This window comes from Paenibacillus sp. JJ1722, from assembly GCF_048282685.1.
Taxonomy (GTDB): domain Bacteria; phylum Bacillota; class Bacilli; order Paenibacillales; family Paenibacillaceae; genus Paenibacillus; species Paenibacillus polymyxa_B.
In genome coordinates, this window is the sequence record NZ_CP182500.1 from 1,177,992 (window position 1) to 1,202,793 (window position 24,802).

Consider the following 24,802-nt stretch of genomic DNA (forward strand, 5'->3'; position numbering starts at 1 on the left):
AGGAGGAACGGAAAGTGACTCTTAAAGCAAAAGCCCATATGAAAGCAAGGCCGTTCGCACTGAATGAGGTGGTATTGGCTGAAGGTCCCTTCAAACAGGCGATGGAGCTGAACCGATCTTATCTGTTGGAGCTTCAACCAGACCGCCTGCTGGCGCGTTTTCGGGAATATGCCGGACTTACGCCCAAAGCACCTCAGTATGAAGGCTGGGAAGCGATGACTATTTCCGGTCATACACTGGGACATTACTTGTCCGCTTGCTCCATGATGTATGCTTCAACGGGCGATGAGCGTTTTAAAGAAATTGCACATTACATTACGGATGAACTAGCCGTTTGTCAGGCGGCGCATGGTGACGGATATGTATCCGGTATTCCAGGGGGGAAGGAACTTTTTGAAGAGGTGTCTGCTGGAAATATTCGCTCGAAGGGCTTTGACCTGAACGGTGCCTGGGCACCCTTGTATACACTGCACAAGTTATTCGCTGGCCTGCGGGATGCGCACCATTTGACAGGCTGTGATAAGGCATTAGTTGTAGAGCGCAAGCTGGCGGACTGGCTCGAAGGAATTATGAAGCCGATGAGCGATGAGCAGCTCCAGCAGATGATGTTTTGCGAATATGGAGGCATGAATGAGGTATTGGCCGATTTGTATGCGGATACCGGGGAAGAGCGCTACTTGTGGCTGGCTGAATGCTTCTGGCACAAGCTGGTGCTGGACCCGCTTAGCTCGCAGGAAGACTGTTTGCAGGGCATTCACGCCAATACACAGATTCCGAAGCTGATCGGGCTTGCCAAGGAATATGAGCTGACCAATGATACGAAACGCCGGGCAACGGTGGAGTTTTTTTGGGAGCGGGTGGTGGATCATCATTCGTATGTCATTGGCGGGAATAGCTTTGGAGAATATTTTGGCGCGCCAGATGGCTTGAATGATCGCATCGGGCCTCATACGACGGAGACGTGCAATACCTATAACATGCTTAAGCTGACCAATCATCTGTTTCAATGGAATGCTTCCGCCAAGGAAGCGGACTTTTATGAGCGAGGTCTATTCAATCATATTTTGGCTTCGCAGGACCCGGTTCACGGGGGCGTAACGTATTTTCTGTCGCTGGCCATGGGCGGGCACAAGCATTTTGAAAGCAAATTTGATGATTTTACGTGCTGTGTCGGCACAGGGATGGAAAACCATGCGAGCTACGGCAGCGGCATTTATTTTCACGATCACGATAAGCTATATGTCAATCAGTTCATTGCCTCCACGCTGGAATGGAAGGACACAGGTGTTACGTTAAATCAAAATACTTCCTATCCAGATACGGATCATACGACGCTGGAGATTCAATGCGATCAACCTGCCTCATTTATGCTACTCATCCGTTATCCATATTGGGCTGAAAAAGGAATTACCATTCGTGTAAATGGCAAGGAGCAATCGGTTGTATCGGAACCGGGCAGCTTTGTCTCCATCGCCAGAACGTGGATTGACGGTGATGTTGTAGAGGTGACGATTCCGATGTCGCTGAGACTGGAGCAGATGCCGGATAACCCGGATCGGGCAGCTGTCATGTATGGACCGCTGGTGCTGGCAGGCGACCTTGGACCCTTAGAAGATCCTAAAGCCAAGAATTTCCTGTACACACCAGTATTCATCCCCCAAACGGAAAAGCTGGATGCCTGGATTCAGCCCGTGGAGGGCAAGACCAATACGTTTCGTACCTTGAATGCAGGGCATCCCCGGGATGTGGAATTATCTCCTCTGTATAAAATGCATGACCGTACGTATTCCGTATACTGGGACATTTTTACCAAGGAAGCGTGGCAGGAGGCGGAACAGGAATATACAGCGGCACGCGAAAAGCTGGCGATTCTGGAGCAGTGCACGATTGATTTTGCCCAACCCGGAGAAATGCAGCCGGAGCGAGATCATAACTTCCAGGGAGATGCTTCGACTCGCACCGGATATGTGAATAACCGACCTTACCGGAATGCGGGAATTGACGGCTGGTTTTCTTTTGATCTGAATACAGATCCGTCTGCTCCGATGCTGTTGGTCATTACCTACACAGCTACGCTGGAAATGCCTAACTGCGGTTTTGATATTTTGATTAACGGTCATCCGCTTGAGCATTTTAGTGAAGGCTTTGATGAGGCCGATAAGTTTTACAACGTTAATGCTGCTATTCCGGCTGCATATCTGGAGGGGAAGGATCAAGCGACAGTGACCTTCAAGGCCAAGCCGGGACAGCGTATCCGCAGATTGTTTGGGCTGAGGATGGTTAACAAGGACGTATATGAGCAACGCTATCAAGCTGGAAGTTCAGGTATACATGAATGATCTTTGAAATGTTTCGTGAGAGAAAAGTAACGTTTGATTTTTAGTCCGGTATGATTTATGATGTAAGAAATATTGGATGATGCTGGAATAATCCATATGGTGGTATGAGCTGATACATTCATAGTTTTGTCGCGCGTGAAGCACACGGGCTGTTTCTTCCTTCATAGGAGAGAGGCAGCCCTTTTTTGTTGATATTTTGCGGAAATATAAACTTTTTTAAAGAGTCAGTTCTATGATTTAGGGGGAGGGCTTGCTCAATAGAGTCTATTTGTTTGGAATGCTTTGTATTAGAAGTTTTTCTTATAGATTTTGTAATAGGGAAACCCTATAATATATAAGTTGTATCCAGTATTTTCCGAAAGTGGGGATGCGATAAGTTTATGAGATTAGAGATGATATACATAGTTTAAAGTTTAAGCTGACAAAGGGGATAGAGAGATGAGTATGAAAAAATGGATGTTGAGTTTGACCGCAGTCACGTTGCTATGGGGGGCGACAAGTACGATTCCAACGACGGAGGCAGCAAGCAGCACCAAACCGATTGAAGTCTTGTTAAACGCGAAAAAAATACAGTTTCCAGATGCTAAACCTTTTCAGGATAGTAACGATTATGTGATGGTTCCGATTCGTTTTGTATCCGAAGCGCTAGGGGCTAAGGTAGGCTGGGAGAAAACAGGCGGTCAATTGGCTGTGTCGATTAAGAACGACGCCCATGCTGTTAACATGACAGTGGGTCAAAACACCGCTACCGTGGATGGGCAGACCAAAACGTATGAAACGAAGATTATTTTGAAGCAAAACCGTACTTTTGTGCCGCTGCGGTTGGTAAGTGAAGGCCTGGGGCAAACGGTGGAGTGGGATAAAGTTAGCCGCTGGGTCTGGATTGGGAAGAAGGAAATTGCTGCGCTGGAGGATACAGGGCATCAGGCGGTAAGTATCGAGCCGTATAAAAAGGCGTTCGGCACAATGCCTGGTCTTCTAAACAATGTTGTTGGTCAGCCGTATGACAAAGTGGTGATCTTTAAACTGTCCGACTTGCCTATTAAGTTGTTGCGCGATATTTATTCAGTCGAGCCTTATACGAGTCCAAAGGGAGTTCCATACCTGAAAGTGCGGGCCAAAACAAAATCTACGGCAGGCAGCCTTTTTTACTTGACTAAAAACAAGGATGTGCGCCTTCGCCCTGCACTAGATGAATTGACGCAAGACAATGGAGACGGTACAAAGATGCTCTATTACAAAATATATTCGTATGCTGACGCTAACCTTTATGGCAACAAGGATTATAAAACTTTTAAGCTGCAAGACATTGAGTACATTGGTTTTGATCTTGCATCGAGAGACTACATCCCAATAATGGTTAACCCGTGGAAAGGTAATTAAGAAATGGGGAAAACTGAACGCATTCTGGCCGTATTGCTGGTGGGGGTACTGCTTTTGTTGCAGCTCCCGCCTTTTTCTTTCCCTATCGATAAGGCGGCAGCCGATACAGAAATTACTCCGCTGTCCTACTATGCAGACAAGAATAATCGTTACTTTGTCGGTATGATGTATTTCGATATGTGGAAGAATATCGCAGGGACGTGGGTCACAAACGGTGGTAAACAGCCTGGAAAAGGGATGCATGGTGAGGCTACTTTTACTTACAAATTTAGTTTCCCGGGTAGAAAAATAAAAAGTGTTGAAGCATCACTTTATAAACCTAATGATGAGAACAACAAACTAAACCCTGACTATATCAAATATTTTGAGAAATCTCGTTCTGATAGCTATGAAGAATACGTACGTTACATAAGTAAAGGCACAGTGAAGGACGATATTCGTTCCTACCAAATACAGGGGGTTGGAACGGACTCCACCATTATTCCGATTACAGTAAACATGATGCTTAATGCGGAAGTCATAGCCAAAGATATTAAGGAAGAGAGCTGCCCGAACTGTGCCAAAGAAGTTGAAGCCTGGCGTATCTACCAGCCCATCCTGTTCAAGATCGAACTGGAGAGCAGTCTAATCGTCAAGCATTTTACCACTGATGGGAAATCGCTTAACAACGTATTTACACCAATAGAAGATGAATTAAAAGCTGATCAACTGTATGATTTTACCCCGCCAACCAAACCGAAATATGAGTATGTGGGTTATAAGAAAAGCACGACCAGTAAACCGCCAAGCGGAGATATTTTGCCGGGAATTGTACCCGGATTTACCTATGACGGTTCTTTTGAGCAGTTTACCGCTTATTTGTATTACAAAGAAGCTCAGGGCTGTCCTAAGCCTGGAGAAAGTCAAGAGGGAGCACCCTCAGATTGCCAAGATAATGAACAGCCAACAAAAGGTGTTGTCTGCTCCCGCCCCGTTCCAGGTCTGCGCTTGGAAACTGCCGAACTGGACCCGACAGTATCTGCCGTTATCAAAGCGGACCAGCGTGGTCGGGAACGATTTGACGTATCCAAAGGTATTCCTACATCTGAAAGCCTATACGGTCATGTGCAAGCGAAGAGATACCTTTTTCAACATAAGTTTGTGAACATGACAGGCCAGTGTACATATACGGTGAACGTAAAACGGGAATATCGATTGACCTGGCGGCCTAAGAAAAAATCTCGACGGAGTGAGACCGTGAAGCGAACCTATACTTACCAAATCGTCCGTCCATACTCATATTGGACGATAGATAATTTGGAGGTGTACGGCATTAAGGAGGCTACGCTCCGAAATTATGCGTTACCTAATGAAACAATCACTTTGCGTCCGCAATCCTATACACCCCCTTCCTATATTGCAGCGACTCAGGGCAATTTTTATCCGCCCCCTGCACCCGGGACAGTGGATGGCGGTAGCCGTAGCAAAAACGGTGGCAGCAGCAAGCCGAGTGTACCTGATGACCGTAGTGCACTGAAATCCAAGGCAGAGGGGGCTGTTAAGGAAATCGAAGTGGAAAACGACACTCTAACCTTTGAAAACAAGATCATTATGAATCCGGAGCGCGTTAAGGTGAATGGCCCTAGGCCAGGCGTTATACCCTCTTCCGGAGCAATTGGGCCGGATGTGCTGTACAGTCCGGATCATGTGATTGATAAGTATAAGATAAATAAGTCCAATACGCCCAGCAGCGGTGACATCACTTACGCTATTCTCAAAGGAAATATCAATGGAGGTGCGGATAAAACGTTTCCGATACAGGGAATTAATACGGTGACTGTCCACACTCCCGTAGTGAATCTGTCTAAAGTGTCGGACGATGCTGCTCATAACCAGAAAACCCAACCTACGAAAGGACGATCCGCGCTTATCTTGGAGCGCCCTTTCCGGGTAACGATCTCGACAGCAGGCCCACATTTAAATATTCCTGGCTATGGTGATCGGGAGTATGCCAAATATGTACGAACCAAGCAGGTGCGATTTCCGTTCGATGTCTACGACAAAGGGAAGACACAATTTTATCCGCGGGGTACCTGGATCGACATTCCGGTGCAGCAGCTCGACACAGACTTTTATTTGCCCGTATGGGTGGATGAAGGCAACTATACAGTTGAGTTCCGTACCATTGCCGAAAATGCACCGGACGGGTTCACCGAACAGCGCCATGCCAACACGGATATCGCCCATCATGTTGCCAATGATGTGGTGAATATTGAGGTCATCGGACGGATGTACGATTTTCATATCACGGATATTGCTGATTACCATTGGGAGCGGGTATTTCGACAGCGAAAAGGAAGCCCGACGCATAGTGGCCTGTCCTATTGGACGGGGCTTGGCAATATTGACGGGTTGCCTAGAGGGAACCCGGAGCCGTTCACCTTGCCCGTTCGTCCCGGCAGTCACCCATATGAAGGTTATGCAAATGTGGCGGTCAAGACAGGCTATCATTTCAAGTTTGACCTCAAAACCAAAGGCAATATGTTTAGCGCCAAGGACGGTATTCGCATCACGCCATCGTTCTATTGGGTGAGCAAAGATGGGCGACAGCGGGAAGAGGTGGATCTGTATACACATTCCGGCAGTCGAAAATTTATCCGTTTGGGATCGGCGGAGGACCGTGAAAAGCGATATGTTATTTTGAATGAACGGCTACGCAATGTGCCGATGGAGGAAATGCAGGACACGTCAGCCTACCAATACAAGCATGAGCTGAGTGAAGCACAGCAAAGCCAGTTGACACTGGAACGTTATGTTTCCCTGTATGCCCACCGTATTGCACGCAGCAAGACCTGGATTGGACGTTACGACTGGCTGGTACTGCCTGCGGCTGTGCGTACCTTGATTGGTCCGAAGACAGACCTGCCAGATGGGGTCAACGTCGATCGCGCTAATGCGTCGATTCAGCGCTGGTATGGTGAATATAGCCTGCCTGCTGATGTGTACGCAGTCACCAAAGGCACGGATTTGCGCGAGGTCAGTCGCCGTCAGGAGCTAAACGAGCATACAGATATATTCAAGAAAACGGGCTTTATCGTCGTCCGCTTTAATGTGGAGTCACTGCGTCAGGGGGACACCGAGCATCCGCATTTACAGTATATAAATGGTCCGCTATTGAACCAGTGGCAACTGGAGGGTTACCGCCGAGAGATAAAAGACCCGTACGGGCATATCTTTCATTTACAGGACGGGGATGTAGTATTTTATCATGCGGATCAGTCCAGTCGGGACGATTTCAGTTCATTTGTCCCTCACTAGCTTGCAGTAATCAAGACGAATCCTAATCCATAACTAGCGCGAAAAATACGAAAACGGACAATGGAACAATCCACTGTCCGTTTTTTTATGCCTAAGTTTTTCATACGTTATAATAGACCGATATATCTGGGCTTTTTTTACGGAGAACAAAGGAACGGCTAAACAAAGGAATGATTGAATTAAAGGAGTGATCATGGTGGATGAAAAGGATTGTTTAATGTTGTGCTACATTGCAGAAGAACAGAGCATGAAACGTGCCGCCGAACGTCTATATATTACACAGCCTGCCTTGACCTACCGTCTGAACCAATTGGAAAAGGAGTTCGCTGTACCTCTCATTGTACGCGGGAACAGAGGAACGAAGCTGACCATGGAAGGGGAGCGACTGGTGGAGTATGCCAAACGGAATTTGAGGGAACTGACCGAATTAAAAGAAGCTGTCATTCACCTGAGAGGGGAAGTAAAAGGTACGCTGCGCTTGGGGATTTCAAGCTATTACGGACATTATCGGCTACCGCCGATTCTTAAAAGCTTTAAAGATATTTATCCTGACGTGCAATTTTCAGTCACCTGCGGACTCAGTGCGGAAATCTATGAGATGCTGCGCGGGGATGAAATTCATCTGGGTGTTATCCGCAATGATTACCCTTGGTCTGAGGGAAAGCATCTTCTTCATGAGGAGCATATCTGCGTGATCTCCAAAGAAGCTGTAGAGCTTGAGCAATTGCCGGAGCTTCCAATGATTCGTTATAAGGACCCGGGGAAGCCGCAACTTTCCGGTCATATGTATTCCTCGTTCAACGAATCGGTACAGGCATGGTGGAGTGAGAGAATAGGCCGTGCACCACGAGTTTCTATGGAGGTGGATAGCTACGAAACCTGCAAGGAAATGGTTCGGCACGGACTGGGATATTCAATCGTACCCGAAATATTTATCTCTCCCAAGGATGAACTGTATGCATTTAATTTGATTCGTAAAAATGGAGATCCTGTCCTGCGTAGAACATGGATGTTGTATAAAAATAAATACAGCCGTCCTATGGCAGTGGAAGGATTTGTAGAATGGATGCTCCAGTCTTGAGGCTGTAAATACATTGAATATACGTAATTAATGGTGAAAAATAGCGTATATCAAGGACAAACATGTCATATATAAAATAATTTTAAGGATAAAGCCAAAAAATATTAAATTTACTTCACTGGTCTTCGCTTATACAATGTTGAATATTGATTGTATAATTATTCGTTATTGCGAATGAAAGGCGGTATTCCATTGATGGATTTAACAACGAACGGACATAATGGCAGAACGTCATCCCATGAAGAGATTTTGAAGGCTGTAGATGCAAAGGATCATGAGTTGCGGGGGCTTGCCCGAACAATACATACCCATCCTGAATTGAGCTTTCATGAATATCAGGCTCAGGGATGGCTCACGAGTACACTGGAGCAAGCTGGTTTTGCTGTGGAAAAGGGGATTGCAGGACTGGAAACCTCCTTCCGCGCCGAATGGGAAGGGAAGCCCGGCGGACCGACAATTGCTTTGCTGGCAGAGTATGACGCACTTCCGGTGATCGGACATGCCTGCGGTCACAATCTGATCTGTACCGCATCGGTCGGAGCAGCCATAGCCCTAAAAGAAGCGATACCGGACCTACCCGGACGTATTGTGGTATTGGGCACACCCGCCGAGGAGGAGGGCGGCGGCAAAATCATGATGTGCGAGCATGGTGTGTTCGACGGCGTGGACGCCGTGATGATGGTGCATCCACAGAATAAAACGATGGTTTTACGCGGGGGACTGGCCTGCGTGGACGCCACCTTCACGTTTCATGGCAAGCAGGCTCATGCTGCATCCTCCCCGGAGAAAGGCATTAGCGCGCTGGATGCTATGATCAATGCCTTTGTGGCGATTAATTCGGTTCGCCAGTTCGTTACCAGCGACGTACGTATCCACGGCATTATTACCAAAGGCGGGGATGCTCCCAATGTCGTGCCGGAGCTGTGCGAGGCTGTGTTTATTTTACGGGCGCAAACCGTCGTCGGTCTGGCTGAGGTGAGGAACAAGGTGTACCGCGCTGTTCGTGCGGCGGCAGAAGGCATGGGTGCGACGGTGGATATTTCCGAGGGGCTTATTTATGCGGAGCGCAATACCAACAAGAAGCTGGCGGCTTTGTTCCAGAGCAAGTTGGAGCAGCTGGGTTTGGAGGTTCACGAGCCGCCTGCGCAGGGAGGGATCGGCTCGTCGGATATCGGCAATGTCAGCCAGATTACTGCAGCGATTCATCCTTATATCCGATTGGGTGACGCGTCCACGCACACGCCGGAATTTGCCCGGCTTGCAGGAGCAGAGGAAGGCATGATTGAAATGAATTATGCCGCCAAAGCGCTGGCGCTGACCGCTTATGATCTGGTAACCGATCCGGTGGCTCTGAGAGAGGTACGGACTGAATTTGAACAATGGCAAGCGTTGAGAAACGGGGGAGCATCCGAATGAGCAGCAACACGACCGTACCGAGCGGTCCGAAGAAATGGCTGAAAATGCCGCACACCTTTGTCATTCTTATTTTTCTGACCTTAGTGGCTGGAATATTGACTTATGTCGTTCCCGCTGGAGAGTTTGAACGGGTTAAAAATGAAACGACCGGCAAAACGCTGCTCGTTCCCGGTTCGTACGCTCATGTCGATCCGAATCCGGTTACGCTGTGGGACATCCCAAAATCCATCGTATCCGGTCTAGTCGATTCGGCTGATGTTGTCTTTTTCATTCTAATCATTGGCGGTGTCTTTCAGATTATTACTTCCTCGGGCACAATTGAGGCGGTGACCGGAAGAGTTGCGAGGTCTTTTTCCAACAAGGGGTTATGGGTCATTCCCGTGTTTATCACCTTGTTTTCCGTAGGTGGTTTTACCATGGGAATGTCCACTGAGGTGATGGTATTCGTGCCGATTGGTATTGCCATCGCCCGGGCGTTGAAATTTGATGCGTTGACGGGTACAGCCATGATTTCGCTGGGAGCCTCCTGCGGGTTTACCGCCGGGCTGCTGAACCCGTTTAATGTCGGATTGGCACAGGCGATTGCGCAAATTCCTATTTTTTCAGGGCTGTGGCTTCGTGCCATCCTGTTGGTCATCCTGATCGTTATTACGAGCTTATATATTATGCGTTATGCCAGTAAAGTGAAGAAAAGCCCGGAAAGCAGCCTCGTTTACGAATTGGAAAAGAGCGCTGAAGACAAGCCGGTGGATCTATCCAATCTGCCTTCCATACAGCTTAAGCATATCCTGATCATTTTGACCGTTATAGTAAGCTTCGCGATGTTAATCTGGGGAGTGTCCAAAAAAGATTGGTGGATGGAGGAACTGGCTGCCCTGTTTCTTTCGATGGGAGTCATTTCCGGCTTTTGTGCAGGCTACGGGCCAAGTCGCATTGCGACAGAGTTTGCCAAAGGGGCCAAAGATATCACCTATGGTGCCCTGATCATTGGTTTTGCACGTTCCATCGTCGTCGTGCTGGATCACGGCAATGTGATTGATTCAATCGTTAACAGCCTTGCGATCATGGTGGGACATCTGCCGGAATCCGTGCAAGTGCTGGGTATGTATGTGTTCCAAAATGTCATGAATGTATTTATTACCTCCGGTTCGGGGATGGCAGCGACGACGATGCCCATTATGGTGCCGCTGTCCGATCTGTTGGGTATTACACGGCAGACCACAGTCCTTGCATTCCAGTTGGGAGATGGATTTTCGAATATGATTTTGCCTACTTCCTCTGCCTTAATGGGGAGTTTGGCGGTGTCGGGTATTCCATATCAGAAATGGGTTCGCTTCTTTTGGCCGTTACTGGCCGCCTGGTTCGTACTGGGTGCAGTATTCGTGGTTGTAGCTCAAATTATTGGGTATCACTAAAATATAAAAGGAAAATTAGATATATATTGAGTCCTCAGTATGCCGTTAACAGGCTTGGTGAGGGCTGTTTTATTTGGAATGAGTAAACAACACGGTTTTGTGTAGAGAAATCCTCGGATATTTAAACGCGTTTGGGGGAACGGCAAAACTATAATAATAGGGAATTTAATTTATGTAAGCGCAATCATTTCAGGTATTTGCTTGTCATCACAATACATTCGAGGAGGACGACCTGGATGGCTCAAGGGAAAGGCGCATGGCGAAAGGGAAGCTTGACCGCCGCGTTGGCAGCGATGCTGGCGATGACGGGGACGACTGGAGGAGTGGCTGCGGAAGACTTGTCCGAACCGACGCTGCAGGCGGAATCAGCAATCGCAGTTGTACAGAACCGTAGCGGCAGCATTCAGCTGGAAAAGCTGGATCGCGGACTGGTAGCTGCGGTAACGCAGGAGGGGGTATTTTTAAGCTGGCGGTTATTGGCTCAAGAAGTGAACGGTTACGGTTCAACGGGGCTGACAGGAGCGGACTTTAACGTATATCGTGACGGTAAGAAGATCGCGACAGTGACCGACAGTACCAACTATGTGGATAAGGAAGGGAATGGGAAATCGGTATACAGAGTAGCTTCAGTCGTTAATGGGCGGGAAAAGGATCGTAGCGCCAAAGTGAAGCCATGGCAGCAGGGTTACTATGAACTTCCTCTCCAAAAGCCTGCCGATGGCGTAACACCAGCAGGTGAATCCTATACTTATTCGGCCAATGATATGAGTGTGGGAGATGTGGATGGAGATGGGCAATATGAATTTTTTGTAAAATGGGACCCGTCGAACTCCAAAGATGTATCTCAGAAGGGGTATACCGGAAATACGTATGTCGATGCGTATACGGCCGAAGGCAAGCTGTTGTATCGGATTGACCTGGGCGTGAATATTCGATCAGGTGCGCATTATACACAGATGATGGTGTACGATTTTGACGGCGATGGTAAAGCCGAGCTGATGTTCAAAACGGCTCCAGGGACCAAAACGATTTCTTTTGATAAGAAGGGCAAGCCGAAAAAAGAAAAATATATTACTCTGCCACGTGAGGATCGCAAAGCAGGGATTACACATGAGGACGATTACCGTTTGAGTCGCTCGGATTATTATGAGCATGTGGTGAACATGTTTATGAACTGGACGAAGCATGAAGAAGTGGTCAAGGGACAATGGCCTGCTACGCTGGAGGAATGCTTTGGTATCGCTCCGAAGTACAATTATCCGTTATCCCGAAAGGATGCGGAAAGCCTGACAGACTACTTTATGGACGTATACGCACCTTCACGGAGCGACAAAAACAAGCTTAGAGAGTTCGAGGGCTTCATCGTCGATGGACCGGAGTATTTGACGATTTTCAAAGGGAAAACGGGAGCTGAGCTGGATACCATCCGCTATGAGCCGGAGCGTCATGACGATGGCCTCATGTGGGGAGACTACGCCATGGCCCGAATTGAACCCGCCAATCGTGTAGACCGCTTCCTGGCAGGTGTGGCTTACTTGGACGGACGCAAGCCGTACGCCGTATTCGCACGCGGCTATTATACGCGTTCCACTTTGGCCACCTACACATGGGATGGTCGCCATCTCCAAAAACATTGGATGGTGGACAGTGGCTGGACACCGATGACCAATCCATTTAACGATAGTCCGCACGGGCGTGATGGAACGGACCCGAAATTTGGCACCTTGACCACACAGGGAGCGCATTCTTTGAGCGTGGTGGATGTGGACGGTGACGGCAAGGACGAAATCGTATACGGTTCCGCCACGATTGACCATGATGGCAGCCTGTTGTACAGCTCATTTGATGTCATGCCTCCTGAAAGCGCAACTCCAGGTCAAACCGCCAGATTGGGACATGGCGATGCGCTGCATGTGACCGATATTGACCCGGATCGCCCCGGCAAAGAAATCTTTATGGTACATGAAGGTGGCACCTACGCTCCATATGGCTATTCTTTGCGGGATGCCAAAACGGGTGAAATCATTTACGGCGCATATTCCGGCAAGGATACAGGTCGGGGAATGGTCGGTGACATAGATCCGGATCAGCGAGGTCTGGAGACGTGGGCCATAGGCCTGTGGACCGCAGCGGGTAAACAGCTGGATACGAAGATGCCAGGTACCAATATGAGTATCAAATGGGCAGCTGATATGACCACACAAATCGTAAACGGTGCAATTGATGTAATCCCAACCATTGAGGATTGGAAACGAGGTACATTGTTGACCGCCACTGGAACCAAAACGAACAACTATACGAAAGGAACTCCATCGCTGGTAGCCGACATTTTCGGAGACTGGCGGGAGGAAATGCTGGTCCGCACAGCGGATAGTTCAGCAATCCGTATCTATCTGAGCACAGAGCCTACGACGCATAAATTGTACACGTTGATGCATGATCCGCAATATCGCACGGATGTGGCGCGTCAAAATACCGGGTATAACCAACCTTCCTATACGAGCTTTTACTTTGCGTCCGATATGGATTGGGCGAATGTACCGATTCCCAAGCTCTACACGCCAAAAGCCTTGATGGAGGAAGAGAGCAGTGATGAGGTGGATGAGGCAAAGACAGCGGAGGTAGATGAAAAAGAAGTCGATGAAACGAAAATCGATGGGGCGGAAATAGATGCGAAGGAAATAGAGGGAGAGCCAGTAGTTCCAGCAAAGGATTTATAAACCAATAGTTGAAGACTAAGATTCTATTTCGGCGTATAAATTAGTTAATGGATTTAGAAAAAGGCAAGCCTCTGGATGATTTAGGGGTTTGCCTCTTTGCTTTCTTAGAGCTTTCACAGTAGAGGTAGCTCTATTCAGGGTCTGTATTGATGGTTAGAAAAGCCTTAATAGTGAGGGAAACGCTGAAAGCAGCGGAGAGGACGGAACGATTGAGAAAAAGCGTCAGCGGTCGCCTTTGTATCCGGATTTTTACCACTAAGCCATTAAATAAAATCCGGATACAACAGCGATTGGAGCAACGTTCCGTTCGCGGAGCGTCTTCAGAACATCTCTTTTACTCTCACCATCTATTGCAATGTCGGAGTGGATTCTCTAAATATCGGCTCTGTTCTGATATGCGTGATCTGATAAGGTCTAGAAGGATTTTTGACCCGCGCCAATAGCATCTCAGCCGCCGTAATGCCCATTTCGTTGTTGTAGATATGCACGGTGGATAAATGAGGTTCCACAATCCGGGATTCAGGAGCGTTATCAAACCCAAACACGGCAATATCGTCAGGAATTTTCAAGTTTTTATTTTTGAGCGCTTTCATGACACTGACGGCAATAAAATCATTGGCGCACACGAACGCAGACGGTAGCACGTTCATACCTTCCAATTGTTTATCCATCCAATCCGACTCGGAGAAAAAATTCCGGTCCTGATCGACAATACAGCAAGATAAATCCACATTTAGACCTGCTTCGATTAAAGCTCTGTTATATCCAAACCACCGCTCGTTGAAGCTTTTGCAATGCTTATAATCCCCAGCAAACCCGATCCGCGTAAATCCACGATGAATCAGGCTTTTGGTGACAGAATAAACGCTATGTTCATTTTCCATCAGCAATAAATCCGCTTTCAAATCAGGATAAGAAATGTCCACAGAACAATCAATAAAGATCGTGGGCAGTCCCAAATCCGTAATAAGCTCACTATATTGTGGATCAAACATTTCAATACAAATAATTCCATCCACCTTGGAGGCTTCAAAATTATTAGGAAGCGTTCCTGCATGGATTTCATTTTCCCGCACAATATGAATCGACAGATTATACCCTTCTGCGCTTATTCTTTTCTCCAAACCACTGATGAGTAAGGAGCCAAAATGTGAGCTGTTCGGCAGATTGCATGTGACCAGGGCAATGTTACCTTGATTTTTCGGGATGATGCTCTCCGTTTCCACATAGGCAAATTGCTTATATTTAAGTTCTATCGCTTTTTTAATGACCTTGTTCCGAGTATCAACCGGGATGCTATCATTACCGTTAATCGCTTTGGACGCGGTATTTCGAGAGATTCCCAAAGCGTCAGCAATATCTTGAATGGTGACTTTTTCTTTCTTCATAGACAGGTTCCACCTTCACTAATAATGGATTGCCTGAGAGGTACAGTTGCCTCTTACAGCTCTCCGTTTAGACCTTAAATGTATCTTAAATGTATAATAGTTCGCATAAAATAGCAATGTTTGCGTTACAAATGAACAAATAATATTTACATTTGGAAAGTTTATTTGATAACTTATATTTATCTCCATCGGATCGACAAATAAATTTAAATCCAATCTTATATAAGCTGGACAAAAAAGTGCGCATGGGAAACAGAGAGGACAGATCCATGCTGTATAAGTAAAGCGGTCATTGTTTATGGTTAACTTTTAAAGTTGGATTATATACTATGACTGTTATCATTTCTTCTTACAGAAGCATAATTTATTAATGCTATATTTAGTCAAATGTCAATTATTTTTTTACAAAAAACATTGACGAATGACATTTCGATTTGGTAAATTGAAGATGAAAAATGTAAGCCTTTTCAAATTTGTTGTACAGGCGATTTATTACAGATTGGGGGAATTGCGAGTATCAGAAAAACAGGAGATGCTCGTCGGTTATGCTTCTGATACGCAGGAAGTATATGTAGACCGGACACGGTCAGGCTGTTCGGATTTCCATGAAGACTTTGCGGGAAGACACGCAGCCTCACTGGAAACAGTAGAAAACCGATTGGACATTCATATCTATGTGGATCGTTCGCCGTTGAAATGAGACGTTCTCCATGAAGATCTAAACAGCGGATTTTCCAATTATTTTGTAGTGGATGCGCGGTGTTGATCCGTACTAGAAGGTAGGGGGATGAAGGTGGAGTTTACTAACACGCGAACGAACCTGACCAATTGGCAGATTAAGGGACAGGGGCACAAAGAAGATAACATCCAGGGACTTTTGCTGAGGTCGGAGCCGCAGGAAAATGTGATGGCTATGTCCGGAACAACGTCTCAGGATTTTACTTTTGAGGCGGATGTGATGGTCACAGACACACAGGCGGATGCTACGCTAGTATTCCGTTCCAGTGAGGACGGGTGGTCTTCCTATATGCTCCAAATCGTGCCGGCTGCCGGATTGTTGCGGTTGCGGGATGCTGCCGGGGATATTGGAAGACTGAAAGAGGAACGTCAGGTCAATTTAAAAAAAGGAGCTATTTATCATCTTAAGGTGAGCGTAGAGGGCTCCCATCTTAAAGTGTTCTGGGATGAGGGATATAAGCCGATTATAGATGTGGTCGATACGACTTATACATCAGGATATTTGGGGCTGAATGTCTGGAATGGATCAGCGTTATTTCAGAACATTCAAGTCAGTGATATGGATACGAATCTAAGCGGACCGCTCCTGATCTGTGGAAAATGGCAACCTGACCTGAAGGGGCAAAGGGCTGAGGGAACAAGTGCAGTAGATGCGTTGAAAATATATGGCTCCGCAGCTACAGACCTGGTGCTGGAAGGCGGTGTGACGCTGAATCCTTCTGAACCGGGAATGGAAGCAGGACTATTTTTCAGAGGGAGTCAGGATGGGGAAAATGGATATGTTGCTTCTGTGCAAGGCGAAGGCAATCAGGTTCGCGTACAACTGAAGAAGGCGGACGGAACGTTGATTACAAAGTCGGCGCAGACATATCAGGGTGGGTTCAGCAGCAAACACCACTTGGAAATCATCGCTCATGGAGAGCGGATTCAGATATTTATAGATGGATATACTCCTGCGGCAATTGATATCATGGATAGCAGCAATACCAACGTCTTTACAGGCTTGAAAGTGACCGGGGGAACTGCTTATTTTCAGGATATCTACCTTACCTCTGTCTCGAATTACTATACAGAAAAATATCGCCCGCAGTATCATTATTCTCCTGCCAGAGGCTCGGCGAGCGATCCGAACGGATTGGTTTATTTCGAGGGGGAGTATCACCTGTTCCATCAGGATGGTGGACAATGGGCGCATGCGGTCAGCCAGAATTTGCTGGATTGGAAAAGGCTTCCGTTTGCATTGAAGTGGAATGATCTTGGTCATATCTGGTCAGGCTCGGCTGTAGCCGATCTAACCAATACTTCCAGCTTGTTCGGTGACTACGGAGGAGCAGGGCTGATTGCCTATTACACTTCCTTCAATCCCGATCAGCCCAAGGGAAACCAGAGAATCGGCCTTGCTTACAGCACGGACCGGGGACGTACATGGCAATACCCGAAAGACCGTCCAATTGTAATAGAGAACCCGGGTCAAAGTGAAAACGATCCTGGCAATTGGGATTTCCGTGATCCTAAAGTAGTGTGGGATGAAGCCTATCAGCGCTGGATTATGGTAGTGTCGGGAGGCGATCATATTCGTTTTTTTACCTCCACCAACCTAATAGATTGGCACTGGACGGATAACTTTGGTTATGGTGATTATATACGTGGTGGAGTATGGGAATGCCCGGATCTATTTCAGCTTCCGGTAGACGATGGTAATACTTCTAAATGGGTGCTGATGGTTAGCACTGGAGCCAGCACAAACACTCAAGGCTCGGATACGGAATATTTTATCGGTGAACTGACGTCTGATGGCAAATTTCAAAACGATCATTCACCGGGGAAGGTGTTGAAAACCGATTGGGGCAAGGAATTCTACGCCTCAATGTCCTTCTCCGATGTACCCGACGGGCGGCGTATCATGCTGGCATGGATGACGAATTGGGACTATCCGTTCAGCTTTCCGACTTCTCCCTGGAAGGGACAGTTTAGCATCCCGAGAGAGTTATCGCTAAAAACAACTCGTGAAGGCATCCGTTTGATACAGCATCCGATATCCGAGCTGACTTCGCTGCGTTCCCGTTTATTTGCGATAGAAAATCAAAGTGTCACGGAATCTTATCCGAATATACTGGAAGGTTTGGATGCAGGTGCCTATGAGATTGAAGCGGTGTTCGAACTGCCTTCTGTTGGGGCTGCTTCAGCATTCGGGTTTTACGTGCGGGATGGCGGTGAGCAAAGAACGGCGGTCGGCTATACAACAGACATACAACAAATGTTTGTAAACCGTGCTGATTCAGGGCTTACAGATTTCTCTACTCTATTTTCAACGCTTCATAAAGCATCACTTGCACCTATCGGAAATCGAATCCAAATGCGTATATTTGTGGACGAATCCTCGGTTGAGGTGTTTGGGAATGATGGAGAGGTCGTATTTTCGGAGATTATTTTGCCCGATTCGGCGCGAAGAGGGATGGGCTTTTACACCCAGGGTGGTGAGGTGAAGGTTGTTTCCCTCCATGTTTATGCCTTGCGGAACAGCTGGAGGCTACCAGATGCTTCGTCTGCCAGTGTGATCATGGATCACACTTATGTGGAGCTTGCGAGGGAGCAGACGAAGCGTCTGTACGCGAGTGTGGAGGATGAGTCTGGAGAAAAAGAAATCTCGCTGATTTGGGTTTCTAGCAATCCTGAGATTGTAAAGATCAATGCGTCCGAGGACGGGAGTGCGTTAATGGAGGCAGTTGCCCCGGGAGAAGCTGTTGTTACGGCTTCCGATTCGGAGGATAAGGTCCGCGGTAGTACCTTGGTTAAGGTGCACGGTGGGGTGTTTCATACCAACCTTACAGGTTGGAAGCCGGATGTTTCCGCATCGCGGTGGATCGTGACAACGGATGGGATACGAGGAAGCTATATCAGCGATGCGAATTATATGGCTGCTGAGCAGGCGGAAGATTTTACGTATGAGGCTGATATGAAGCTGCATGGAAATGGAAGTGCTGGATCCATGATTTTCCGCGCCAATGCTGACGGATCGAGTGGCTATTATCTGAATTTGGACCCCAATCTGAAATCGATTCGCCTATTTTTTAAAAAAGAGGGTCAATTTGAGGAGCAGCAGGTGCTTGCCAAGGTTCCAAGATTCGTTCTGCCGGAAATGTTTCATCATATTAAAATCGTGGCAGAGGGCCTGCGCATTCGCATTGACGTAGACGGTGAGCAGGTCATCGACCTGGAAGATAGTACGTTCGCCGAGGGGCATGTGGGTGTGAATGTATTTGGAGGGCAGGCGTTTTACCAACATGTAAGGATCGAGCCAATTTGAATTTCTTATTTCAAAAGGAGAGCCGTCTTAACGGACTCTCTTTTTTTACGTCTTGATGTTATTGAGAATATATAATGTAACCGCACACATGTAAATGGTATGACATATTACCTAACGTAAAATTTGACACATATGTGAAATGAGGATAAATGTCAGAGATTTCATGGAGAAGCGAATTGACTGGATTTGTCCCTGTCTCTAAGATGTAATTATATTCCAGACAATAACAGAGATTTGTGTAAGGGAATATAACGTGGAGAGGAGGGAATGAATGGACTCTTTAGCTGATCTCTCGGAAACCCCCTTAGCATTGGAAACCCTCAGACGACATCCCTGTTATAACGAAGAGGCACATCGCTATTTTGCGCGCATTCATCTTCCAGTAGCCCCGGCATGCAATATTCAATGCCATTATTGCAACCGCAAATTCGATTGCGTCAATGAAAGCCGTCCCGGCGTTGTTAGTGAACTGCTCACGCCGGAGCAGGCGGCGAGCAAGACCTATGGCGTAGCGGCACAGCTGATGCAGCTGTCCGTTGTCGGCATTGCGGGACCTGGAGATCCGCTGGCCAATGCGGAGGCAACCTTCGATACCTTCCGCCGGGTCCGTAAGACAGTTAAGGATGTCATATTCTGTCTCAGCACAAATGGCCTTACCTTGATCAGGCATATTGACAGGATTGTAGAGCTGGGTATTTCGCATGTCACGATCACGATCAATGCTGTAGATCCAGTGGTGGGGAGCCGCATTTATGGATGGGTCTACGATGAAGGAAAACGCTATGCAGGAGAGGAGGCCGCGCGGCTGTTGATTGACCGCCAGCTGGCAGGCTTGAAGATGCTGGCTTCGAGAGGCGTATTGTGCAAGGTGAACTCGGTGCTGATTCCCGAAGTCAATGATGCCCATCTGCCGGAGGTAGCCAGGGTAGTCAAGGAGCACGGCGCAGTGCTGCACAACATTATGCCGCTCATCATCGCACCTGGTAGCCGGTATGAGCAGGAAGGGATGCGGGCTCCCCGTCCCCGTCTGGTCCGGCAGCTGCAGGAGCAATGTGCTGAAGCGGGGGCTGTCATTATGCGCCATTGCCGTCAATGCAGGGCGGATGCGATTGGACTGCTGGGCGAGGATCGCAATCAGGATTTTACATGGGAGAACATAGCGGCTGCTCCTCCCATGGATGAAGGGGCAAGGGCACAATTTCAGAAAGAACTGGATGAGAAGGTGAGAGTGAGAATGGAACGCAAGGAGGGACAATCACACCACAAACAACCGTCAACCGGGGCTGGCTGTAGCTGCCCGTTATCGGGAGATAAGCCTGAAGCGAGCTTCACCTCAAAGCCAGTCCTAATCGCAGTGGCCAGTCGTGGCGGAGGGAAGGTGAATCAGCATTTCGGCCGTGCCAAGGAATTTATGATCTATGAAAGCGACGGGACCATCGTAAATTTCATAGGCATTCGTAAGGTGCAATCCTACTGCCACGGGAAAGCCGATTGCAATGGGGACAAGGTCGAGACGATGAAGGAGATCCTTTCCATGGTGCATGACTGTGCATTGCTGCTGTCGTCCGGCATAGGCGAAGCCCCCAAAGAAGCATTGCAGGAAGCTGGCGTGCTGCCTATTGTATGCGGCGAGGATATTGAGGAATCGGTTCTGGAATATGTGAAATTTCTGCGTTATATGTATCCTGTGCAGAGCAATAAAGGAAGTAAGCGCAATAAGGGAGTTAAGGGCAATCGTTCGGATTTACCCATTAAACATTTTGGAGGCTGAGAAAATATGAGACAAATTGCGTTTTACGGTAAGGGCGGTATCGGCAAATCGACAACCTCGCAGAATACACTGGCTCAGCTCGCGACCAAATTCAAACAAAAAATTATGATCGTAGGCTGTGATCCCAAGGCAGACTCCACCCGTCTTATTCTGAATACGAAGGCCCAACAGACAGTGCTACATCTGGCTGCTGAAAGGGGCACGGTAGAGGATTTGGAGCTGGAGGATGTTGTCCAGAGGGGCTTCGGTGACATTCTGAACGTGGAATGCGGCGGGCCAGAGCCCGGTGTCGGCTGTGCAGGACGCGGCATCATCACAGCCATTAATTTTCTGGAGGAAGAGGGCGCCTACGAAGGGCTGGATTTCGTATCCTACGATGTACTTGGGGACGTTGTGTGCGGGGGCTTCGCCATGCCGATCCGGGAGAAGAAGGCGCAGGAAATCTACATCGTATGCTCAGGCGAGATGATGGCTATGTACGCTGCCAACAATATTGCGCGCGGGATATTGAAGTATGCCAACAGCGGCGGGGTACGTTTGGGCGGCTTAATCTGCAACAGCCGGAATACGGACCTGGAAGCGGAATTGATTACAGAGCTTGCGAGAAGACTGAACACGCAGATGATCCACTTTTTGCCGCGTGACAATGTTGTACAGCACGCTGAGCTGCGCCGTATGACCGTTACCCAATATAACCCGGAACATAAGCAGGCTGCGGAGTATGAAGAGCTGGCAGGTAAGATTTTGAATAACGATATGCTAACGGTTCCCACTCCCATTTCCATGGAAGATCTGGAGGATCTGTTGATGGAATTCGGCATTATTGAGGATGAAGAAACCGCAATTAACAAAGCTGAGGCGTCCGGGCAGTAGGCTCCAGCTAGAAGGCTTAATGACGGAACCAACGTGTGATGATGGAGGGAGCTGAACGCGTAGCTCGCAGGAGGGAGGAATAGGCCAAATGAGCAGTATTGTGGATAAGGGAAAGCAGATCGTAGAGGAGATACTGGAGGTATATCCCAAGAAGGCCAAGAAGGACCGGACCAAGCATTTTGAGATCGCGGATGAGGAGCTTGTGAACTGCGGAACCTGTTCCATTAAGTCCAACATGAAATCACGGCCCGGCGTCATGACAGCAAGGGGCTGTGCTTATGCAGGCTCCAAGGGTGTGGTATGGGGCCCGATTAAAGACATGGTGCACATTAGCCATGGTCCCATCGGCTGCGGGCAATACAGTTGGGGTACCCGACGCAATTATGCGAATGGGGTATTGGGAATCGATAATTTTACCGCCATGCAGATTACAAGCAATTTTCAGGAAAAGGATATCGTGTTCGGCGGAGATAAGAAGCTGGAGGTGATCTGCAGGGAAATTAAGGAGATGTTCCCGCTGGCTAAGGGCATCTCCGTGCAATCTGAATGTCCGGTCGGACTGATTGGTGATGATATCGGGGCCGTGGCTAAGAAGATGACAGAGGAGCTGGGCATTCCGGTCATTCCTGTACGCTGTGAGGGCTTTCGCGGGGTGAGTCAGTCTCTGGGCCATCACATTGCCAATGATGCTATCCGCGATTTTCTGATGGGGCGCCGCGAGCTAAAGGAGTCCGGGCCTTATGATGTCTCCATTATCGGGGACTACAATATCGGCGGTGATGCCTGGGCTTCGCGCATTTTGCTGGAGGAAATGGGACTGCGGGTTATAGCGCAGTGGTCGGGTGACGGTACGATCAATGAGCTGGGGATTGCGCATAAATCCAAGCTCAATCTAATCCATTGTCATCGTTCCATGAATTATATGTGCACAACGATGGAGCAGGAATACGGAATTCCCTGGATGGAATATAACTTCTTCGGCCCGACCAAGACGATGGAGAGCCTAAGAGCGATTGCTGCCCGCTTTGACGAGACGATTCAGGAAAAATGTGAGCAGGTCATTGCCCAATATATGCCGCAGATGGAGGCGGTCATCCGTAAATACCGCCCACGTCTGGAAGGCAAAAAGGTGATGCTTCTGATTGGCGGACTGCGGGCAAGGCATACCATCGGTGCCTATGAGGACCTGGGGATGGAAATTGTGGCTACAGGCTATGAATTTGCCCACAAGGATGATTACGAAAAGACATTTCCCGATGTAAAGGAAGGCACCATTCTGTACGATGATCCAACTGCCTATGAGCTGGAGGAATTGGCCCAGCGGCTGAATATTGACTTAATGGGTGCCGGAGTCAAGGAGAAATATGTGTATCACAAAATGGGCATTCCCTTCCGTCAAATGCACTCCTGGGATTACAGCGGGCCTTATCATGGTTTTGACGGCTTCAAGATTTTTGCACGTGATATGGATATGACCATAAACAGTCCAGTATGGAGCCTGCTGCCGTCCCGGCAGACTGCGGAGGTGCCGGTATGAACGAGCGTCTGAACATTGTCGATCACAATCAGCTGTTTCGGCAGGATAAATATGTGCGCCAGCGTGAGGAGAAACGGGCCTTCGAGGCCCCTTGCTCGCCAGAGGAGGTTACCGCCACCCTAGAGTACACCAAGACCAAGGAATACAAGGATAAGAATTTCGCTCGTACAGCTGTAGTCGTGAACCCGGCCAAGGCTTGTCAGCCGCTGGGAGCAGTTATGGCTGCGCTGGGCTTTGAAAAAACGCTCCCGTTCATTCATGGCTCACAGGGCTGTACGGCTTATTTCCGTAGCCATCTTGCCCGCCACTTCAAAGAGCCTGTTCCTGCCGTCTCCACCTCGATGACCGAGGATGCCGCCGTATTCGGCGGCATGCGCAACCTCATTGACGGTATAGAGAACTGTATTGCCTTGTATCAGCCGGAGATGATTGCGGTATGCACGACCTGTATGGCAGAGGTGATCGGAGATGATCTGTCTGCCTTCTTGGCTAATGCCCGTCAGGAGGGAGCCCTTCCCGAGGATATGCCGGTTCCTTTTGCCAATACCCCCAGCTTCTCCGGTTCACATATTACAGGCTATGACGCCATGCTGCGCTCTGTACTGGAGACGCTGTATAACAAGTCAGGCCGGACGCCGCAGCCTGGTCATGAATTGAAGCTGAATGTACTGCTCGGGTTTGACGGGTATACGGGCAATTTTGCGGAAATGCGGCGCATACTGGGGATGTTCGGCGCTACGTATACCATTCTGGGTGACCACAGCAGTAATTTTGATTCAGGGGCCACTGGAGAGTACAGCTACTATTACGGGGGAACGCCGCTTAAGGATGTGCCCGAGGCCGCAGATGCTGCCGGCACGTTGGCGATCCAGCAGTACTCTCTTCGTAAAACATTAGGCTATATGAAGCGAACCTGGGGGCAGCAGGTGTCTTCCATCTCCACGCCGCTGGGCATCCGCGCTACTGATTGCTTGCTTGAAGAGATCAGCCGTCTGTCCGGAAAGGAAATTCCCGAGGCATTGAAGCAGGAGCGCGCCCGAATTGTGGATGCCATGATGGATTCGCATGCTTATCTGCACGGCAAACGAGTGGCTATGGCGGGAGACCCGGATATGCTCATCGGCCTGATTGGCTTTTGTCTGGAGTTGGGCATGGAGCCGGTGCATATTGTTTGCTCCAATGGGGACCGGAAATTTGAGAAGGAAGCAGAGCTTCTGCTGAAGTCCAGCCCTTACGGTGCAGAAGCCACAGTTCATTCCGGTCAGGATTTGTGGCATATGCGTTCGCTGCTGTTCCAGGACCCGGTGGACCTGGCTATTGGCAGCTCCCACCTGAAGTTCGCGGCCAAAGAGGCGAAAATTCCTTTGCTCCGTGTGGGCTTTCCGATCTTCGACAGGCATCATCTGCATCGTTATCCGATTATCGGCTACCAGGGTGCGCTGAATCTGCTTACCCAATTCGTGAATACCGTACTGGATGTCATGGAAGAGCAGGCTCCGGATCATAGCTTTGATCTGGTGCGCTAATTGCTGTACCG

Annotated in this window: 14 protein-coding genes; 13 read left to right on the forward strand and 1 reads right to left on the reverse strand. The window is 48.4% G+C overall.

Annotation, left to right across the window (positions count from 1 at the left end; translation table 11 throughout):
- The first annotated feature begins 38 nt into the window (after positions 1–38).
- From ACM1ND_RS05400 to ACM1ND_RS05430, 7 genes are all read left to right on the forward strand, one after another.
- On the forward strand, positions 39–2,339 hold the full coding sequence (locus ACM1ND_RS05400; RefSeq protein ID WP_418028003.1) for a beta-L-arabinofuranosidase domain-containing protein: 2,301 nt from the start codon (positions 39–41) through the stop codon (positions 2,337–2,339).
- 438 nt (positions 2,340–2,777) lie between these two features.
- Complete coding sequence (locus tag ACM1ND_RS05405; RefSeq protein WP_076264460.1) at positions 2,778–3,722, forward strand: copper amine oxidase N-terminal domain-containing protein; 945 nt, start codon at positions 2,778–2,780, stop codon at positions 3,720–3,722.
- A 3-nt stretch (positions 3,723–3,725) separates the two neighbouring features.
- Positions 3,726–7,019: a DUF5704 domain-containing protein gene (locus ACM1ND_RS05410; protein WP_418027192.1), complete on the forward strand. Its 3,294-nt coding sequence runs from the start codon at positions 3,726–3,728 to the stop codon at positions 7,017–7,019.
- Positions 7,020–7,212: 193 nt separating this feature from the next.
- Positions 7,213–8,100 carry a LysR family transcriptional regulator gene (locus ACM1ND_RS05415; protein ID WP_418027194.1) on the forward strand — a complete coding sequence of 296 codons (888 nt, stop codon included), beginning with the start codon at positions 7,213–7,215 and terminating at the stop codon, positions 8,098–8,100.
- A 195-nt stretch (positions 8,101–8,295) separates the two neighbouring features.
- On the forward strand, positions 8,296–9,516 hold the full coding sequence (locus ACM1ND_RS05420) for a M20 family metallopeptidase (RefSeq protein ID WP_418027196.1): 1,221 nt from the start codon (positions 8,296–8,298) through the stop codon (positions 9,514–9,516).
- A complete protein-coding gene (locus ACM1ND_RS05425) occupies positions 9,513–10,931 on the forward strand; it encodes a YfcC family protein (RefSeq protein ID WP_023987264.1) in 1,419 nt (472 codons plus the stop codon). Before ACM1ND_RS05420 ends, ACM1ND_RS05425 begins: the two co-directional genes overlap by 4 nt.
- A 236-nt stretch (positions 10,932–11,167) precedes the next feature.
- Positions 11,168–13,651 (forward strand): rhamnogalacturonan lyase, encoded by a 2,484-nt coding sequence (locus tag ACM1ND_RS05430; RefSeq protein ID WP_418027198.1) that lies wholly within the window; start codon positions 11,168–11,170, stop codon positions 13,649–13,651.
- A gap of 347 nt (positions 13,652–13,998) precedes the next feature.
- Here the strand turns inward: ACM1ND_RS05430 and ACM1ND_RS05435 are convergent, their stop codons facing one another.
- Positions 13,999–15,039, reverse strand: coding sequence for a substrate-binding domain-containing protein (locus tag ACM1ND_RS05435; RefSeq protein ID WP_418027200.1), 1,041 nt, complete (start codon positions 15,037–15,039; stop codon positions 13,999–14,001).
- Positions 15,040–15,487: 448 nt separating this feature from the next.
- Here ACM1ND_RS05435 and ACM1ND_RS05440 point away from each other — a divergent pair, with 448 nt between their 5' ends.
- From ACM1ND_RS05440 to nifK, 6 genes are all read left to right on the forward strand, one after another.
- Positions 15,488–15,739: a GH32 C-terminal domain-containing protein gene (locus ACM1ND_RS05440; protein ID WP_028543225.1), complete on the forward strand. Its 252-nt coding sequence runs from the start codon at positions 15,488–15,490 to the stop codon at positions 15,737–15,739.
- Between the two features lie 87 nt (positions 15,740–15,826).
- The gene (locus ACM1ND_RS05445) at positions 15,827–19,084 is read left to right on the forward strand and encodes a GH32 C-terminal domain-containing protein (RefSeq protein ID WP_418027202.1); all 3,258 of its coding nucleotides are present in this window, start codon (positions 15,827–15,829) and stop codon (positions 19,082–19,084) included.
- Between the two features lie 271 nt (positions 19,085–19,355).
- Positions 19,356–20,855 carry a nitrogenase cofactor biosynthesis protein NifB gene (nifB, locus tag ACM1ND_RS05450; RefSeq protein ID WP_418027204.1) on the forward strand — a complete coding sequence of 500 codons (1,500 nt, stop codon included), beginning with the start codon at positions 19,356–19,358 and terminating at the stop codon, positions 20,853–20,855.
- A gap of 6 nt (positions 20,856–20,861) precedes the next feature.
- Entirely contained in the window at positions 20,862–21,728 is an 867-nt protein-coding gene (nifH, locus tag ACM1ND_RS05455; RefSeq protein ID WP_053324760.1) for a nitrogenase iron protein, read from the forward strand.
- A gap of 88 nt (positions 21,729–21,816) precedes the next feature.
- Complete coding sequence (gene nifD, locus ACM1ND_RS05460) at positions 21,817–23,265, forward strand: nitrogenase molybdenum-iron protein alpha chain (protein WP_025720286.1); 1,449 nt, start codon at positions 21,817–21,819, stop codon at positions 23,263–23,265.
- A complete protein-coding gene (gene nifK, locus ACM1ND_RS05465; protein ID WP_028543223.1) occupies positions 23,262–24,791 on the forward strand; it encodes a nitrogenase molybdenum-iron protein subunit beta in 1,530 nt (509 codons plus the stop codon). Before nifD ends, nifK begins: the two co-directional genes overlap by 4 nt.
- Positions 24,792–24,802 lie beyond the last annotated feature (11 nt).

Coding starts and splice junctions, on each gene's coding strand:
- ACM1ND_RS05400 (WP_418028003.1), top strand. CDS start 39: ATGAAAGCAAGGCCGTTCGCACTGAATGAGGTGGTATTGGCTGAAGGT.
- ACM1ND_RS05405 (WP_076264460.1), top strand. CDS start 2,778: ATGAGTATGAAAAAATGGATGTTGAGTTTGACCGCAGTCACGTTGCTA.
- ACM1ND_RS05410 (WP_418027192.1), top strand. CDS start 3,726: ATGGGGAAAACTGAACGCATTCTGGCCGTATTGCTGGTGGGGGTACTG.
- ACM1ND_RS05415 (WP_418027194.1), top strand. CDS start 7,213: ATGGTGGATGAAAAGGATTGTTTAATGTTGTGCTACATTGCAGAAGAA.
- ACM1ND_RS05420 (WP_418027196.1), top strand. CDS start 8,296: ATGGATTTAACAACGAACGGACATAATGGCAGAACGTCATCCCATGAA.
- ACM1ND_RS05425 (WP_023987264.1), top strand. CDS start 9,513: ATGAGCAGCAACACGACCGTACCGAGCGGTCCGAAGAAATGGCTGAAA.
- ACM1ND_RS05430 (WP_418027198.1), top strand. CDS start 11,168: ATGGCTCAAGGGAAAGGCGCATGGCGAAAGGGAAGCTTGACCGCCGCG.
- ACM1ND_RS05435 (WP_418027200.1), bottom strand. CDS start 15,039: ATGAAGAAAGAAAAAGTCACCATTCAAGATATTGCTGACGCTTTGGGA.
- ACM1ND_RS05440 (WP_028543225.1), top strand. CDS start 15,488: ATGAAAAATGTAAGCCTTTTCAAATTTGTTGTACAGGCGATTTATTAC.
- ACM1ND_RS05445 (WP_418027202.1), top strand. CDS start 15,827: ATGAAGGTGGAGTTTACTAACACGCGAACGAACCTGACCAATTGGCAG.
- nifB (WP_418027204.1), top strand. CDS start 19,356: ATGGACTCTTTAGCTGATCTCTCGGAAACCCCCTTAGCATTGGAAACC.
- nifH (WP_053324760.1), top strand. CDS start 20,862: ATGAGACAAATTGCGTTTTACGGTAAGGGCGGTATCGGCAAATCGACA.
- nifD (WP_025720286.1), top strand. CDS start 21,817: ATGAGCAGTATTGTGGATAAGGGAAAGCAGATCGTAGAGGAGATACTG.
- nifK (WP_028543223.1), top strand. CDS start 23,262: ATGAACGAGCGTCTGAACATTGTCGATCACAATCAGCTGTTTCGGCAG.